At 26.2% G+C, this 17,517-nt stretch carries 16 protein-coding genes; 15 read left to right on the plus strand and 1 reads right to left on the minus strand.

Annotated features, from left to right (window positions below):
* Window positions 1-21: 21 nt before the first annotated feature.
* The 5 genes from FOY43_RS00300 to FOY43_RS00320 are packed head-to-tail and all read left to right on the plus strand — an operon-like array spanning window position 22 to window position 3,572.
* Window positions 22-702, plus strand: coding sequence for a 16S rRNA (uracil(1498)-N(3))-methyltransferase (locus FOY43_RS00300; RefSeq protein WP_146308473.1), 681 nt, complete (start codon window positions 22-24; stop codon window positions 700-702).
* Entirely contained in the window at window positions 695-1,030 is a 336-nt protein-coding gene (locus FOY43_RS00305) for a hypothetical protein (protein WP_146308475.1), read from the plus strand. Before FOY43_RS00300 ends, FOY43_RS00305 begins: the two co-directional genes overlap by 8 nt.
* 9 nt (window positions 1,031-1,039) lie before the next feature.
* Window positions 1,040-1,666, plus strand: coding sequence for a uracil phosphoribosyltransferase (gene upp, locus FOY43_RS00310; protein WP_146308477.1), 627 nt, complete (start codon window positions 1,040-1,042; stop codon window positions 1,664-1,666).
* A complete protein-coding gene (coaBC, locus tag FOY43_RS00315) occupies window positions 1,666-2,793 on the plus strand; it encodes a bifunctional phosphopantothenoylcysteine decarboxylase/phosphopantothenate--cysteine ligase CoaBC (RefSeq protein WP_146308479.1) in 1,128 nt (375 codons plus the stop codon). The genes upp and coaBC overlap by 1 nt, the downstream gene beginning before the upstream one ends.
* Window positions 2,781-3,572, plus strand: a complete 792-nt coding sequence (locus FOY43_RS00320; RefSeq protein ID WP_146308482.1) for a type III pantothenate kinase — start codon at window positions 2,781-2,783, stop codon at window positions 3,570-3,572. Before coaBC ends, FOY43_RS00320 begins: the two co-directional genes overlap by 13 nt.
* A 25-nt stretch (window positions 3,573-3,597) precedes the next feature.
* Here the strand turns inward: FOY43_RS00320 and rpsT are convergent, their stop codons facing one another.
* Entirely contained in the window at window positions 3,598-3,858 is a 261-nt protein-coding gene (gene rpsT / locus FOY43_RS00325) for a 30S ribosomal protein S20 (protein WP_146308483.1), read from the minus strand.
* A 744-nt stretch (window positions 3,859-4,602) separates the two neighbouring features.
* On the opposite strand from rpsT, the gene FOY43_RS00330 reads away from it, so the two are divergent.
* The 10 genes from FOY43_RS00330 (at window position 4,603) to FOY43_RS00375 (ending at window position 17,397) form a co-directional block, all read left to right on the plus strand.
* Window positions 4,603-5,400, plus strand: a complete 798-nt coding sequence (locus FOY43_RS00330; RefSeq protein ID WP_146308484.1) for a hypothetical protein — start codon at window positions 4,603-4,605, stop codon at window positions 5,398-5,400.
* 270 nt (window positions 5,401-5,670) lie between these two features.
* Complete coding sequence (locus FOY43_RS00335; protein ID WP_146308485.1) at window positions 5,671-6,123, plus strand: hypothetical protein; 453 nt, start codon at window positions 5,671-5,673, stop codon at window positions 6,121-6,123.
* A gap of 13 nt (window positions 6,124-6,136) precedes the next feature.
* Complete coding sequence (locus tag FOY43_RS00340; RefSeq protein WP_146308486.1) at window positions 6,137-8,572, plus strand: hypothetical protein; 2,436 nt, start codon at window positions 6,137-6,139, stop codon at window positions 8,570-8,572.
* Between the two features lie 14 nt (window positions 8,573-8,586).
* Complete coding sequence (locus FOY43_RS00345) at window positions 8,587-9,105, plus strand: hypothetical protein (protein ID WP_146308487.1); 519 nt, start codon at window positions 8,587-8,589, stop codon at window positions 9,103-9,105.
* A gap of 3 nt (window positions 9,106-9,108) precedes the next feature.
* Window positions 9,109-12,090, plus strand: coding sequence for an ABC transporter permease subunit (locus FOY43_RS00350; protein ID WP_146308488.1), 2,982 nt, complete (start codon window positions 9,109-9,111; stop codon window positions 12,088-12,090).
* Window positions 12,090-13,049 carry a sugar ABC transporter permease gene (locus FOY43_RS00355; RefSeq protein WP_146308489.1) on the plus strand — a complete coding sequence of 320 codons (960 nt, stop codon included), beginning with the start codon at window positions 12,090-12,092 and terminating at the stop codon, window positions 13,047-13,049. Before FOY43_RS00350 ends, FOY43_RS00355 begins: the two co-directional genes overlap by 1 nt.
* A gap of 3 nt (window positions 13,050-13,052) precedes the next feature.
* Entirely contained in the window at window positions 13,053-14,249 is a 1,197-nt protein-coding gene (locus FOY43_RS00360; protein WP_146308490.1) for an ABC transporter ATP-binding protein, read from the plus strand.
* Between the two features lies 1 nt (window position 14,250).
* Entirely contained in the window at window positions 14,251-14,850 is a 600-nt protein-coding gene (locus tag FOY43_RS00365; protein ID WP_146308491.1) for a hypothetical protein, read from the plus strand.
* A gap of 93 nt (window positions 14,851-14,943) precedes the next feature.
* Window positions 14,944-16,704 (plus strand): alpha-amylase family glycosyl hydrolase, encoded by a 1,761-nt coding sequence (locus FOY43_RS00370; protein ID WP_146308493.1) that lies wholly within the window; start codon window positions 14,944-14,946, stop codon window positions 16,702-16,704.
* 27 nt (window positions 16,705-16,731) lie between these two features.
* Entirely contained in the window at window positions 16,732-17,397 is a 666-nt protein-coding gene (locus FOY43_RS00375) for a winged helix-turn-helix domain-containing protein (RefSeq protein ID WP_146308495.1), read from the plus strand.
* Window positions 17,398-17,517: the final 120 nt, after the last annotated feature.

Consider the following 17,517-nt stretch of genomic DNA (forward strand, 5'->3'; position numbering starts at 1 on the left):
ATATTAGTTTATAATTATTTCATGAATAGATTTTTTGCTATTAACAAACAGAATGATAAGTTGTATTTTGATGAAAAAACATTAAAACATTTTAAGGTTTTAAGGCTAGAAAACAAGGAAATTATCGGAGTTTATGAAGGTAAATTTTATTTAAGTGTTTTAAATAAAAATATTGCTGAAATAAAAGAAGAAATTAATGAAAATCATGAATTTAACTTTAAAGTAAAGTTGGGGGTTTCTCTCATAAAATTAGAACGTTTTGAATGGCTCATAGAAAAAGCTGTTGAACTTGGTGCAACTGAAATTATTCCTTTTATTTCCACTCATACTAATAGTGAAATAGCTAAGTTTAAATTCAATAAAAAGATTGATCGATTCAATGAAATAATGTTTAATGCTGCCCAGCAGTCATATAGAAACATAATCATTAAATTAAGTGAATTAAAGACTTTTGACGAAATTATAAACGAAGAGGCAGAAGTTAAATTTATTGCTCATGAAAAAGTTGATAATTCTTTTATTAAACAAAAAATAAATAAAGATGTTTTATTTTTGATTGGACCTGAAGGTGGTTTTAGTGATTTCGAAGTAGATAAAGCAATTGATAAAGGATTTCAATGCATTTCACTAGGAAAAAGAATTTTACGCGCTGAAACAGCAGCGATTTATTTGCTAAGTCAGATCGAGGTAAGTAATGAGTAAAAAGAATGAAAAAATGATAAGTTATTCTCAATTTAGAATCTTATTTATCTCAATTGTAGAAAAAGAATATAATAAAGTACAAAATAGAATGCAAAAAACAAATTTAAGAAAAGCAAAAAACAAAGAATATTTAAATAAACTCGAAAAATTAATAAATGAATTAAAAACAGGGAAAATAAAAGATCAAGATTTAGAAAAAAATAAAAGAGCATATGATAAGCTTAGAAATGATCATTATTTACACCTTTGAGTTTTTGGGATTTTATCAGTTGTAGTTTTATTAATTATTCTAACTACAGTTCTTAATCTTGTTTTTGTGTATAAATAAGGAGAAAATATGTTGAAAGTTTTAGAACACCCATTGATTAAAATTAAATTAACAAACATGAGAGATAAAAATGCAAATCATTCTCGTTTTAGAAGAAATTTAAATGAAATAGCAATGCTTATGGTTTATGAAATTTTAAGAGATTACAAGACCAAAACTAAAGTAATTACAACTCCGCTTGAAAAAGAATATAATGGATTTACTTATGATAAAGAAATTGTTATAGTACCTATTTTAAGAGCAGGATTAGGAATGGTCGAAGGTCTTCTTGAATTAGTTCCTGAAGCTAGAGTGGGACACATTGGTCTTTATAGAGATGAAAAAACTTTTCAGGCTAAAGAATATTACTACAAAATGCCTGAAGTGGCAAAGGATAGTCAAATTTTTGTTGTTGACCCTATGCTTGCAACAGGTGGTAGTGCTGCAGATTCAATTGAAAGACTTCAAAAAGATGGTTTTACAAATATTAAACTAGTTTGTTTAGTAGGGGTAAAAGAAGGTGTTGAACATATTGAGAAAAAATTTGGTAAAGACTTTATGATTTACTTAGCTTCACTTGATGAAAGATTAAATGATCATAAATATATTGAACCTGGTCTTGGTGATGCTGGTGATAGAATTTTTGGGAGCAAATAGTGAAAATTTTAATTCTGTCTAGTGCAAGCATTGCTCTAAAAAAGACAAATGAATTAATTAAAATCTTTAGTCAAAATGGTCACGAAGTTAAATATTGTTTAACTAATAATGCTCTAAAGATGAATTTAGTTGAACTAAATGAGAATTATGTTGATGATGATAATTACTCTGAATTAACTACCAAACACATTCAACTAGCAAAATGAGCTGATAAAATTATTGTTTATCCAGCTACTTTTAATACTATAAATAAATTAGCTAATGGAATAACAGATAATTTTGTAATGTCGATTTTATCACTGGGATTCTTTAATAAAACAATTATTTGTCCAGCAATGAATTTTAGAATGTTTGATAATGAAATATTACAATCAAATATTATTAGATTAAAAAAACTGGGTGTAACATTTGTTGGACCTGAATATGGTAAATTATATTGTGGTGATGAAGGTTACGGTAGAGTGGTTGAAGTGAAGGATTTATTTAATTTTGTTACTAAAAAACCAATTAAAAAATTATTAATTACTTTAGGTTATACTGAAGTTAAATTAGATGATGTAAGAACTGTTTCAGTACGTTCATCAGGAAAAATGGGTTTATCATTAATTAATGAATTAAAATATTTTTTTGATTTAACAGTAATAAATTCAAATTTACCTGAATTAAACAAATATATAAATAATGATATTAAAATTATCAATGTTTCTACTGTTGAACAGTATTTTAATGCAGTAAAAGAAAACATTGAATCTCAAGATATTTACTTATCGGTAGCTGCTGTGAGCGATTTAATTTTTGATAAGTTTGATGGAAAAATTAAAAAAGATACAACAATTAATTTTACTTATAAAATAGGAATTGATGTTCTTAAATGAGTTTCAGAAACTTATCCAGAAAAAATTAAAATTGGTTTTGCTCTTGAAAGTAGCAAGAACCTTGAAAATGGCCTAAAAAAATTAAGTGGTAAAAACCTTGATATGTTAATATTAAATTCTAAGGAAGCGTTAAATTCTTCTTTAACTTCAGGATTTATTTTAACTAAAAATAATAATATTGAATTTGATAATTTAACTAAAGAAGAATTATCATCAAAAATAGCAAGTGAAATAAAAATATGAAGCAAATAAAATATTTAGTTGTTGATATTGGAAATTCAAATTGTAAAATTAATGTAATTAACCAAGATTTTAAAATTTTGGATAACATTAAGATAGTTAAAATTAAAAAATACGATGTTAATTTAATAGTTGAAAACATCTCTAAATTAGTTATAAAACACAAAGTTTCTACTGGATTAATTGGTTCGGTGGTAATAAATTTAACTAAAAAAATAATTTCTCAAATCAAAAAAGAAAATTTAGGTATTAGCTTATTTGATATGGAAGAATTCCGTGAATGTATTAGTTATAAAATAGATAGCAACTTATTAAAACAAAAAGGAATTGATTTAATTGCTAATAGTGAATATTTAAGTCAAAAATTTAATGGTCAAGAAACTAAAGGTTTATTTTTATTTGGTACTGCAACAGTTTTTATTGCATTAAAAAATAACTCATATTATGAAGTGGCTATAACTTTAGGTCTAGCTAGAACAATTATCAATTTAATTAAAGATGCTTCTATATTAAATAAGAGATATTACAAACTAATTTCAAATATGAGTAATAAAGAAGTAATAGAATTTGCAAAAACAGTCATTCCAAATATTTACAGGGGATCAACAATCAGTTTAGAAGGTTTTATAACTGAATGCAAAAATATTTATTTAAATAATAAAAACACTTATTTTATAAGTGGTGGTGATGCTAATCTTATAAGCCAAAATTTTCACCAATTCATTGAGGAAGAAACTACTTCTAAAGGTTATTTATTGATGTACAAAAATTATAAAAAAAATACACACTAATCAATAGTGTGTTTTTGAATTCTGACTATTTGTTTTTGTTTACAAATTCATCAAGTCTTGATTGTTTTCTTGCACCTTTATTTGGGTGGAAAACACCTTTTTGAACTGCTTTAGCAATGATTGAGTGAGCATTTTGAACTAATTCTGTTGCTTTTTCATCTTTAGCAATAACTGCTTCACGAGCTGCACGGATAGCTTTTCTAACACGTGATTTCATAGCTGCATTTCTAGCTCTAGCTTTTTCAATCTTAGCAATGTTCTTAACTTTAGATTTAATATTTGCCATATTAGACCTCCCTTTTTCTTTTGAAAAATCTAAACAATTATATAACAAAATACAAGAAATGTATTTTTAAATGTTAAATACACTATAAAATTTTAAGAATTTTTAAAATGTTCAATTTGCAAAGCGAACTAATTAAATTAATTTTAAATAAACATAAAATAATCACTACTTTAACTAATTCATAGTACTTTTTATTATATGGTAAAAATTCCATATTAAAAAAATATTTATTTGATAAGAATATAATTTAAGTGTATGGATTATAAGAATGAAATTATAGGGAAAATTTTAACGGAAGAAGATGTTGTAATTCGAGGTTCTCTATCACTTTAGATTCAAAATATAATATCAAGAGAACCAAACGATATTGATATTTTGTTTTTAGATATTTATAAAAAAATCAATATTTATTAGAAAATAGATGAGCAGAATTGATGAAAATTTTAAATATTAAAATGTAACCATACAAAATACACCAATATTAAAAAACTTTTAATACATTGGTAATGTTAAGAAAAGATTAGACAAAATTTTATTGTTAAGGAGGACAAATTATGGTTTATAAAATAGATGATTATTGTTACTTTATATTAGATTTAGATTGGAGATATTATTAATGAAAATTACTTTAAAAGCAACACACATATTAGTAAGTATTGTTGAAACAATTATATTTTTAGTTTTTTACACTTTTACAACACTTTTTGGTAGTCAAGTTAGTTTTTACACATAATTCCATTATTATTGTCTTACCCATTAAATTTCTTGCTTTATATTCTATTCAAAAAGAAATTAACTCCTCATGAAATAATTAAAAATAACATTTTTGCATCTGTAGGTATATTAATAGTTTTTTATTTTTTCATATTTCCTCTACAAGTAAATGATACAGTTAGAATATTATCCATGCCTTCGGACGAAGAAAAACTTCTACACCTTTATAATCAATACTATGGAATATCACATGTAAGATTTATTTTTGTATTTGTATTTATGATTGGCATGATTTTTTCAAATTATTTACCCATCATAGTATTAGATAAAGATCAACTAAGTTTTAAAATTAAAATAGATAAAAGTACAGTAGGAAACATAATATTTTATATCTCTATCTTCATTTTAACTATATTAGCAAGTATCATAATCTCACTAACTGGCCAAAACTTTAGATTTAGATTTATTTCGATAGTAATTTTGACAATTATTTTTGTAGCCATTATTAATATTTATGAAACAATTAAATATTTTGTCAAAAAAAGAAATTATTCATTGTACGAGCAAATAACTCAAAAAACAATTAGTCAATATTTTATTTCTTTAGTTCTTGCTTGAATTTTAATGTTGACAATAACAATCAACTTTTCTGCAATAAATTATAGTAATTCTGAATATAATGAAATGTTTAACTTTTGAGTACACTATAGAGCGATTATATTTGGAGCTATAGGAATTGTTTATTTAGTGATATATAGTATAAAAATTACTTCTCATTTTGTAATAAATTCTTTCATCAAAACAAGAAATAAAAAACAAATAGCATAGAATAAAGTACTTAGAAATTAACTCCTAAGTTTTTAATTACTTTTATCCTGAATTAAAATTGAATCAAATATTTCAATTTCCATTATGGAAAATTTTCCATAGTATAAAATTATGCATTTTTCATATTTTTTATTAAATTTACTTTTATTACTATAAAATAGTATTAAAAGTACTTGACTAGTCAAGTTAATTATTCATAACATTAAACAAGAAATGTCGCTTTTAACCACAACTAATATTTATAAAAATTATAATTTTTAAGGACATAAAATGAAGAAGACAATAAAAAGAAATAAATTAACATTAAAAACTAAAATACGTTATTTGTTTTTAGGTAAAAGACCACTTGAAAGAAAGACATTACCTAAAATACAAGAATATTTATATTTGTGTTTCAATTCAATCTTTATTTTGTGTTTCATAATATATTTAGCAAGTATTCTAATTCAAAAGAAATTTGATTTCAGTGTTGAAAAAACTAATGAATTATTCAAAGAGATTCAGGAAAATGTAATACTTAGAGCATTAATTGCATTATTTGTTGCAATTTACTTAATAAATATCATAATATTATCTCATATTACTTATATATTGAGTAAAACTGAATTTAACAAGTGAATCGGCATTTTAGCGATAATTTTTGCTCTAAGTATAATTCTTTGCCCATTAGCAATTGTTTTTTCATACGTAGCTTACGAAAAAAATGAAATTAGTTTTGAATAGAAAAAGGAGAAAAATGAAATTTAATAAATTTTCCAAATTAATGATTAGTCTTAGTGGATTAACATCACTAACATCATTAGCAGCTCTATCAGCAGCTTGTTCAAAAGATGATAAAGGTACTAAACCGGTAAATGAGAATAAAGAAATTGTTATTGCAGTTGATGGTGTTCAAAAAGGAATGTATGACAATGTTATAGCTGAATTTAACAAAACAGAATATCATACAAAATATGGTTACAATATTAAAGTGCTTGAAAAAGATGTATGATCAGCACTTGATGCAAGTACTGTTGGTGCAACAGATACTAAAGCAGTTCCAGATTTATTCTACGGACCAAATGACAGAGTTACAACTTCAGTGCAAGATAATGTTGTAGTTGATTTAAATGAATTCTTAAAAACAACAAAATACAAAGATACAAATATTTGGAGAGTAATTCTTGGTGATCAAGCATCACAAAAATTAATTGACGAATTAGTTGAATTCGGTTCAGTTAATGGAATTAAAGGCGATAATATTACTTCTAAATTTGTTGCTTTAAGACACAACCAAGAAGGTATTGTTATGGCTTCTAACAAGTCAATGGATGAAGTTAGAAAACAATTAGCAAATCCAGATACAAACTCAATGGTTGAATTAGTTGAAGCTGGTGAGGCTTTCTTCAGAATTCAAGATTTATGATATGGTAATGGTGTTTTAGCTGGTGTATTTGACAAACTAAAATCTGATAATCCAGAAAATAAAAATTATGATAATTTAATGGCTAAAATTCTTTACTCTTTAGGAGCAAAAATTACTACTGGATTTAACGGAAGTGAATCTAATAAAATACCTCAAGAAATTAAAGATGCTTACAAAGAAGGTGCTTATACAGCAGCTAGATTAGTATATCCAATTTTTGATGCGGTATACAACAAAAATGATTCTGAATATGAACAAACAGTTTGAGCTAAAAAAGGTATTAACCGTGAAACACTTAAATCATTATTAAATGCAGACATGGGTCAAGTTCAAAATACTGTATGAAACTTACTAAAAGAAGGAAAAATCAGTTATGCACTTGTTGGAACATGAGATATTCAAAATACTCAAAAAACTGCAAATGCTAATACATTCTTTAACGCAATTAATGTAACTGATGATTACAAATATTTACAAGCACCAGGATCATGATCATACATGATTAACATAAGAAATAATGCTTATTCAGCGCTTCGTAGAGAAGCTATTGTTGAAATATTAAAATTAATTTACCAACCAAAAAGCTGATTAGAGTATTACAAACAAGATTCAAAAATTCCATTTATTGAATCACAAAAACAACAACTTGTAAAAGATGCTAATGATTTTAGTAACCCAGAATTTAATAGATTAATGAATTCTGTTAAAGAACATCTTGGATATGAATCATTAGAAGAGTTTTCAAAAGCATTTGAAAAATACAAAACAAAATACTCAATTAGTAAAGAAAAAACATTCCAATCTTCAATGTGACAAAAAGTTCCTACAACTGCTGATGCATCAGAGAAAATGCTTTTAGATAAATATGCTTCAGTTGAAGGTTTTGCTGAAAAAGTTAAAACTGTATTCACAGATAAATCTGAAACTGGTTCTGTATTAGGATTAAGAGATTTAATTAAAGACATTTTTGCAATTGAATTTGACGAAGAATCAAGTTCAGAAAACAAAAAATGACTTGAAAGTTGAAAATTATCACCTAGCGTATTTAAGTCAACACCAAGTGAAATTTTCGGTTCATTAGCTGACGGTGGTGGATACCATGTTAGAAAGATAGAAGCATTTATCTTAGGAGCTAATGGTGATAATGGTGGTGAAGTCGATGCTTTAATTCAAAAAATAAAAGATGCTATTAGCGAAAATAAATTAGAAAGTATTTATGCTGAAGCTATTGCTAACGCTAAGAAATTAGCAAGTTATTCTGCTAATAAAGCTTCTGATGAAGTTATTGAATTAAGAGTAAGACAAGCATTAAATAACTATGTTTACGATGCTAAAGTTCAATTAGTAACAGCTGAAATTGTTGAACAATCAAAAGTTAATAAAAAAGACGGTTCATTAAGTGATTGAACTCTTCAACAAACTGCTACAGTTTATGAAGAATTGAGTAAACTTGACAGTGTTGGAAAAATTATGGATGTTATTTCATCAGCAAAAACACTTCAAGATAATGGTTTAGGAATATTCACAACTCAAGTAAATCGTGTGGATAATGGTAACCCACAATTCGAAAAATTATGAGTTCTTTGAAACGATAGAACATTTGGTTCACAAAACTCATATCAAGCTATTTACGATGCTGATAAAGATAAAAATGTAACTGTAGATGAATTTAAGGAAGCTATTTACCAAAAATTAGGAAGCTTATTCATCGAAACTGCTAAAACTATTGAAAATTCTCAAGGTTCAACAGTTATTACATTTAGCTAATCATTAATTTAAATATGAATTTCTATAAAAAACTAAAAAGAAACATAACCAAACGAGAATTTTATCTTTATCTTAGTGGAATTGCATTTATTTGTTTTGTTTCTATATTTTGAATTACTTCATTCTTTGTCTTTCCAATTGAAAAACCACAGATCAATGATCCAAGTTTATCTAAAGAAGAAATTCAAAAACTAGCAGAACAATATTTAAATAATTTTGCTTTGTCCAAAATATTGTCATATATCGCTAACTCATTAATACTTATCTTTTTCCTAATTTATATTATTTTGCTAAGAGGTAAACTTAGTTGCGGTTATGGTTTCTATATAGCTTTTATAATAATATTTATTATATTAATAGGAATTCCATTTATACAATGAGAACAAATAACAACAAGCCAAAAATCCCTTGGCTTGTTGTTATCATTAGGCAATTTATTTGTCGCAATTTCACTAGCAGTTTATATGTTTATCTTATATAGAGATAGACGAATTCAAGAATTTGAATTTATAAGAAATAAAGGAAGGAGATAGTTTATGGATAATTTGAAGTTGTATAACTGATACGGTGAAGAGTTTGACTTAATTGTTCCAGAAATTGGAAGTAATTTAAAAGCATATAAACACAACACCAGAAACATTTATACAAGAACAGTTGACAAAATAAACTTAAGAAATAAAATCGAAAAAGATTTATTTCTTAGAGCTAGATACAAAATCAACAGCAATTTAAAAAGAGAATTATCAAGTCATAAAGTAGCCTTTAAAAATAAAACTAAAGTTATTCAAGATTCTACCAAAAGATTAAAACATGCTGAAAGTCTACAAAAATTAATAAATTTTGAAATTAATAAAATTCAAAAACAAAAGAAAGACTTACGTGTTTACGCAAAAGATTTCTTAAAATCACTAGAAAAAACAGCAGATGAAGTATCAAGAAAAAACGTTTTAATAAGTGAATTAATTAACAAAACAAATCTTGAAGAAGCTGAATTATTCAAAAAATATTGCATTTTTTCAGTTGCTTTAATTTATTTAAAACTAAGTGAAAAATTTAATCCAGGTGATCAAGTTGATATTAACTTAATAAATCAAACTAAGTTGCATGAATATGAAATTAAGTTATTAGATAGTTTAAAAGACAAAAACAAATTTTTCGCTAATTTATTTATTGAATTAGAAAAAACTAGACAAAATCTTCTACTCAAAAAACAAAATTTAAAAGAAGAATTAAATAATACTAAAAAGGTTGAAAAAGAGAAATTTTTAGTTGAAAGAAGTAATATAAAACTTCTTGCTAAAAAGAAAATAATCGAATTAGAATACGAATACAACCAAAAAATTGAACAACAAAAAGTTGAAGCTAAAAATATTAAGAAACAATCTTTACAAAAAATTAAAGAAAACAAAAATAAAATCTTAGAAATTGAAGCGAATAATAAAAACAAAATTAATAAATTAAAATCTACTACTAAACAAAAATTAAAATCAATTAAAAGAATTTATAAACAAAACTTAAAAATTGAGTTAAGTAAAATAGATGAAATAGTTAGAAAAGAATTTGATCTTTTTGTTGAAAAAACAAAAGAAAATGTTGTTTATGATGAAAAAAGTAAAAAATTCTTTAATAAATATTTCTTTACTTATGCAAACAAACTTAAAATCAAGAGCGAAGTTAAAAAGTTCATAAAATCTAATTATCTTTCTTCTTGTGCGGAAGTGCTTAAAAAGACTAGTTATGAGTCACAATTCAAAAAAGTTGAGGCTTCAGCACTTTATGAAAAAGTTATTGAAGATAAAAAAATTAGAGAAAAATTCATCATCGAACGAATTCAAGCTAAGTACTCAATGTTTCTTTTGAAAGAAAACAACCAACTTAGTAAAGAAAAAATCGAATTTAAAAACCTCAAAAAAGAACTTAAAAATAATTATAAAAACCAAATTAAAGACCTAAAAAATAGAAAAAGACATAAAGAAATCACTAAACAAGCATTTCAAAACAAAAAAATTGAATTTAAGATCGCTTATAAAGAAGCATATAGAGAAGCAATATTAAATTCTGAAGTATTTAAAAATAAAAATATTCTTAAAACACAAAGTTTTAGAAAATATGCTGAAAAGAAGATTAATAGAAAACTATATGATTCAAAAATAACTGAAGCACAAAAATCTATACCGCTTGAATGTATTAAAAATCTTAGATATTATTCACTAATTCTTGGATTAATTTTACCTGGTATACCTGAAATATTATTCTTTAAACAAAGACTTAAAGGAATCTTATTATTTATCGGTGCTATTATAGTTTGAACCTTAATAGTTCCATTCTCTCTTGGTGCATACTGAAGCAAGATGAATGGTATCCCTGGTCTATATGACTTAGGTAAAGGAATAATGGATGTTGATAAAGGAATTCTTCCTGATGCACGTTATTACCTTTTTGGAGCTGTTATTTCTATTTTAGCAATGATATTTGCAATTATTTACTTAGTGATTTGTTCAGTTTCGGCATTTAGAGTAGCGAAATCACTAGAACAAGGTTCTAGACCTTCTAACTGAACTCATACAAAACGTTGAATGAAAACGGGTGGATTCCCTTGAATGATTTCAATTGGTGGTTGAGTATTAATGATTTTTATTGTTGCTGCCCCAATTATCACAAGTGTTCTACTTTCATTCACTAACTATGGATATCAACACCAAGCTCCTACGCAAGCTGTTGATTGAGTAGGTCTAAAACAATGAGGACTTTGATGAGTTTTCAGAACAAATAATTTATTCTTATCATTAAGCAGAGTTATTAGTTGAACAATAATTTGAACAATTGCTTCAACTTTAATTCCTATAACTCTTGGAATTGTTATTGCTATTTTAGCTAATAACCCTAGAATTAAAGGAAGAAAAATTTTTAGAGTTATCTTTATTTTACCTTGAGCAATTCCAGCATTTATTACAATTATGTTCTTGAGAAACGCATTCCAAGGTGGTGAATATGGATATATGAATAGTGTATTAATGTGACTTGGAATCTTAAGTAAAAGTAAAAACTGATTATATGAAATTGACACAGCAAGAGCATTAGTTATTTTAGTACAAACATGAATTGGTTATGCTTGAATCTTCATGTTGGTAACCGGAAATCTTCAATCTATTCCTAGGGATATTTATGAAGCTGCTAGTGTTGATGGAGCAAAAGGAAAAGATGTGTTTCTTAAGATTACCTTACCTTCGCTTCTTCTTTCAATTGCTCCAATGTTAATTGGTCAATTCGTTGGTGCATTTAACAACTTTACAACAATCAGTTTATTCACTGGTGGTGGTCCAGATTACGCTAACCCAACTGCTTTTGGTGAAGCATCTACAGATATTATTATTTCATGAGTTTATAAATTAACTACTGGTGCAGTAAAAATTGAAGGTAACCAAGCCTTTGCTGCAGCATTAACTACTTTTGCCTCAATATTTAGTATCGCTATTGCTGCAAAAGGATTTATTAAATCAATGTCAAGGAGGGATTAATGTTACTCAAAAGAAAATCTTTTTACAATCAATTAGGTAAAGAAATTCAAAATAGAGTAAAACAAAAACGTTTAGAACCTAAGAGAATTTCATTAAACGATTCAGATCAAAAACCTCCTACACCAATTGAAATAGTTTGATTATTTATTAATTATGGAATTTTATTATTCTGATCATTAATAATTTTATTCCCGATTGTTTCGCTTATTATTTCAGCGTTTAACGTTGCCAATAGTCGTATTATTTCTGTATATCCATTTAAATTTGGATGAGATAACTTCGAGTACTTATTTTATAGTGAAAGAAGTTATTTCCTAACATGATACGGAAACACAATCTTTATTGCTGTTTTAACAATGATTATCTCAACAATCTTTGTTGCATTAAACGGTTATGCTTATTCAAGATTTAAATTTGCTGGTTCAAAACACTCATTAACAATCATTATGCTTCTTCAAATGATTCCGGCTACCAGTTCGCTTATTTGTTTATACATTTTAGTTGGACTCGGTGAAAGTATTGGTTTAAGCCCTAAAATTATGTTAGTCTTAATTTATAGTGGTGGGGCAATTGCATCAAATACTTTTATGTTAAAAAGCTATCTTGATACCCTTTCAACTGAGCTTGATGATTCAGGAAAAGTTGATGGTTGTTCAAACTGAGGACTATTCTTTAAAATTTTAGTACCTGTTATTAGACCTGCTCTAATTATGGTTGCGCTTTGATCATTCTTAACTCCATTTACTGATGTTATCTTACCTAAGTTTGTTTTAAGAACTCAAGCCGAAAAAACTTTAGCTGTTGGATTAGATACATTCATTAACACTGACAGTAAATATGTTAACGCTGGTGCTTATGGTGCTGGTTCATTACTAGCTTCACTTCCAGCATTCTGCTTATTTATGTACTTGCAAAAATACATAGTGGGTGGTTTAAGTGATGGAGCCGTGAAAGGATAATTTATGAAAAAAGAATTATTAGAAAATATTGATATAGAACAAGATTTTGATTTAGAAACAGTTGATTTAGATAAATTAATTAATGAAGTTGGGGAAGTTTCAAAAACTACTAATGGTGCTCACATTAAATTAGTAAATCTTTCTAAAAAGTATGAAGGAAATGAAAAATATACTTTAGAAAACATAAATCTTGAAATTAAACCAGGAACATTCTGTATTTTTCTAGGACCTTCAGGTTGTGGTAAAACTACTTTATTAAGAATGATTGCCGGACTTAACTCAATTACTAAAGGTGATTTACTTTTCAATGATAAACGTTACAATAACCTTTTACCTAATGAAAGAAACATAGCTATGGTTTTCCAATCATATGCTCTTTATCCACACATGAATGTTTACAATAATATCTCTTTTGGTCTTAAAATAGCTAAGGAACGTAAAGATATTATTGACCGTAGAGTTAAAGATGTTGCAAAAATCTTAAAAATTGATGACTATTTATATAGAAAACCTAGAGATCTTTCTGGAGGACAACGTCAAAGAGTTGCTATTGGTAGAGCTATTGCTAGAAAACCACTTGTTTTCTTAATGGATGAACCGCTTTCAAACCTTGACGCGAAACTTCGTGAAAACATGCGTCGTGAAATCGTTAATATTCATAGAATGCTTAACACTACAAGTATTTATGTTACACACGACCAATTAGAAGCTATGACCATGGGTGATCAAATTGTAGTATTTAATGATGGTAAAATCCAACAAAGCGGAACTGGTCGTGATTTATATTTTAGACCAGCTAATTTATTCGTTGCTACATTTATTGGTTCACCTACAATGAATATTATTGAAGGATTTTTTGAAGAAAATAAATTTATTTCTTTTGATAAACAAATTTCAATCGACATTGAAAATGCTCACAGAAAAAATATAACTAATTCACAAAAAATTTCTATTGGATACCGTTCTGAAGATATTAAACTTCATAAAAAATCTACTAAAAATACTATCAAAGGTAAAATTACTAACATTGAATTAATTGGTAAAGATCAATTGGTTGCAGTTAAACTCTCAGGTGATGTTGAAATTATCGCTAACTGTAGTAATGACATGGAATTTGAATTATTTAGTGAAATTTTCGTTGAATTTAATACTCAAAAAGCACATATTTTCAACTCAGAAACAACTTTAAGAATTAATTAATATGAAAAATTATTTTTCAAGAAAAATTACTGTGATTTTAGTTTCTATAATTTCGTTAGCTGTTGCAGTAATTTACATCAATTTATTCTTTAGACTTCACAATAGAATTGATTATGAATTCGATTGACTAAGAAAAAATCTTACTGAAGTAGAACCAGAAGAATTGTTAAAAAACATTGAGTATAATTCAACAACTTATCAACTTAGATATTTAACAACTATTTTTGGTTCAATTATTGTTTGCGCTTCTTTAATTATATTTACAATTAGTAACACCATTATTTATGGATTATTCAGTGATAAATTCAATGGAAGTAATTTATATAAATACATCTTGTATTTAATTACAATAATTTTAGTTGTTATGTTCATCTACTTGACTTTACAACCTCAAGAATTAGTTGTACAAGTTAAAAAAGAACTTGGCGGAACTGAATTCTGAGTTAATGTTTATAGTGATAAAATTCCATATTATGATGCATTTAGCGGATTTGCTTTAAGTTTTATTCTTTTAGTACTTACATTTATTTCAAAAAGTTCATTCGGATATCTTAAAAAAGACATAATTCTTGCTAAGAAATTCAAAGAAATTAATAATTAATACAATTGCTGGCAAATTTATTTGTCAGCTTTTATTTTCTTAACGTGTCAAGATTAAAAATAAAAGGATAAAAGTTATTGATAAAATTTAATCATGAAAAATTTATCAAAATATGCAGTCGAATTCTACGACAAAAAATTAAATGAAAATGCTAAAAATATAGCGAATTGAGATAATAAAAAATACGGATACAAAAAAACTTTAGACTATAGAAATTTATGGATTGATGCGCCTATGGCTCGTCCATTAAAAGAATTTAAACGTAGTGGAGTTATTTATCAAGTACTAATATACAATTTTGCTGATGGAAATAACGATGGTATTGGTGATTTAATAGGACTAAAAAACAAATTAGATTATTTTGTTAATCTCGGTGTAGATACTTTACTTCTTAGTCCGATTCACCCTGCAACTTCATATCACGGATATTCAGTCCTAAATTACTGCGATGTTGCTGAACAACTTGGAGGAATGAAAGCTTTTATTGAATTTTTAAGTTCAGCACATGATAGTGGAATTAAAGTTTATATTGATTTAGTATTTAATCACACTTCTTATGAACACCCATGATTCCAAGAGGCGTTATTTGACAATAAAAAATTTGAAGAATATTATGAATTTGATCGTGATCCAAGCGATAAAGATTTAAGAGTTGATTCTGAATCACACAGAAGAAGATACCCTAATTTAGATACTCCTCTTGGAGGAACAAACAAAAAATACATTGGTAGATTTTGAGCTGGGATGCCTGATCTAAATCTTGATAATCCTGATGTCATTGAACAGTTATGTGAAATTCAAAAATTTTGAACAAAAATTGGGGTTGATGGTTTTAGATATGATGCTTTTTCAGAATTTTTTAGTAGTGAATCTGAAACAAAAAACAATTTTAATGAAGCTAAAATTTTTAGAATGCTTAGAGAAGCTTCAAATTCTATAACTGAAAAATATAATATGAATGAAGTATTTATGATTGGTGAATGACTTGCTGATCATAGAAAAGCGATGGAATATTTAACTTACAAAAATAAAACTTCACTAAATACTATCTATGATGGTGGAGAACATTTTAAAGACCATGTTGATACAAGGGTAGATTACAAAAAACTTTTAGATATTTGTGAAATGTATCAAAAAACTTCTAAAGATAGTGTTTGAGTACCGTTTTTAGAAAACCACGACACCAATCGTTGATTAGATGTTTATCGTCGTGAAGTTTCAAAAATTTCTGCTGATTCAGAAGAGTATTTTACTAATTTAACTAGTGATGAAAAAGATGCTCAAAGAATAGCTCTTTTACAATTATTAATGTTACCGGCCAAACCAATTATTTATTATGCAGATGAATTATGTTATTACTCAACGAGAATATTTGATGATCCTGGATTAAGAGAACCACTAAATTGAATTAACGAAAATGAGAACTGTGCTATTGTTGAAAAGAAAATTGATGCAAGTCATGCTAATGTATTTTTAAATATTTCTTCTACAATAGGCAAAGTTGAAAATGTAATCAACGAAGAAGATTCAATTTATAAAATGATTTCATTAATGAATGAAATAAGACAAAATAACACTTATCTTAAAAAAACTGATCCTAATACAATTCATGATCCCTTTGATTTCGTTGATGCAGATGACTATAGTAGTGTTATTGTTAGAAGTGAGAATAAAAATAGTAATGAATTTTTACTTTTTGCATTTAACAATCACTTAAATACTAATAAAAGAATGGGTAAAATTTCAAGAAAATATCATTTTAAAACATTATACTCTTTCAAAGTAGAAGATCATTCTTGAGGTGTGAATTTACCTAAAAATAGTTGTGTATTATATAAACTAACAAGAAAATAAATAAAAATTTTGTAAAATATAATTAATATGAATAAACCTGTAAAGAAAACTCAACAAATAATAAATTACTTAATGGAATTAATTCAAAGTAAAAAAATTCCAACAAATAAAATTATGCCTTCTGAACATGCTTTAATGATGAGGTTTAATTGTTCTAGATCTGTTGTGGTTGCGGCCTATCAAAAATTAGAAGCATTAGGAGCAATTTACTCTATTAGTAAAAGAGGACATTTTGTAGCTGAAAACTTCCATAATTTGATTAAACCAGTTTCTTATTTAATTGGTTGTGACAAACAAACAGTCAAGTTAAGAACAAGAAATTTTGAATTACCAGAGTGAATAATAAATAATCAAATTATTTTTGTTAATGGTGTTGAAAAATTTCAAAAAGAATATTTTAAAAAAGGTGAACTAGTTGCTGAAGGAGAAATTTATATTTCTGGTAGATATGTCAATCCTGAAACCGAAATTCAAGAGAATAAGAGTTTGATCGACTACTTAAATAATTCAGATGGACTAACAAACATTGTCTATAGATTAAATTACGAAAAAGTTAACAAATTCAATCATGAATTTCTAGTTGTTGTTTCATTTTATGGTTATGATGAAGATAGCATTTCTATAGCTGGAAAATATTATATTAAACCAGAATATTTTACTTTTTATCACCAAGAATTTTCATTGAATCATTAGTTGCTATAAACTAATGATTTTTTTACAAAAATACTTATAAACTAGTAGGATCTACACAATTGACCACTCAAGAATTAAGCCTTATTTTAAGTTTAATAAATTAACTTTTATATAATTATT

It is taken from the genome of Mycoplasma anserisalpingitidis, from assembly GCF_007858495.1.
Lineage (GTDB): Bacteria > Bacillota_I > Bacilli_A > Mycoplasmatales > Metamycoplasmataceae > Mycoplasmopsis > Mycoplasmopsis anserisalpingitidis_A.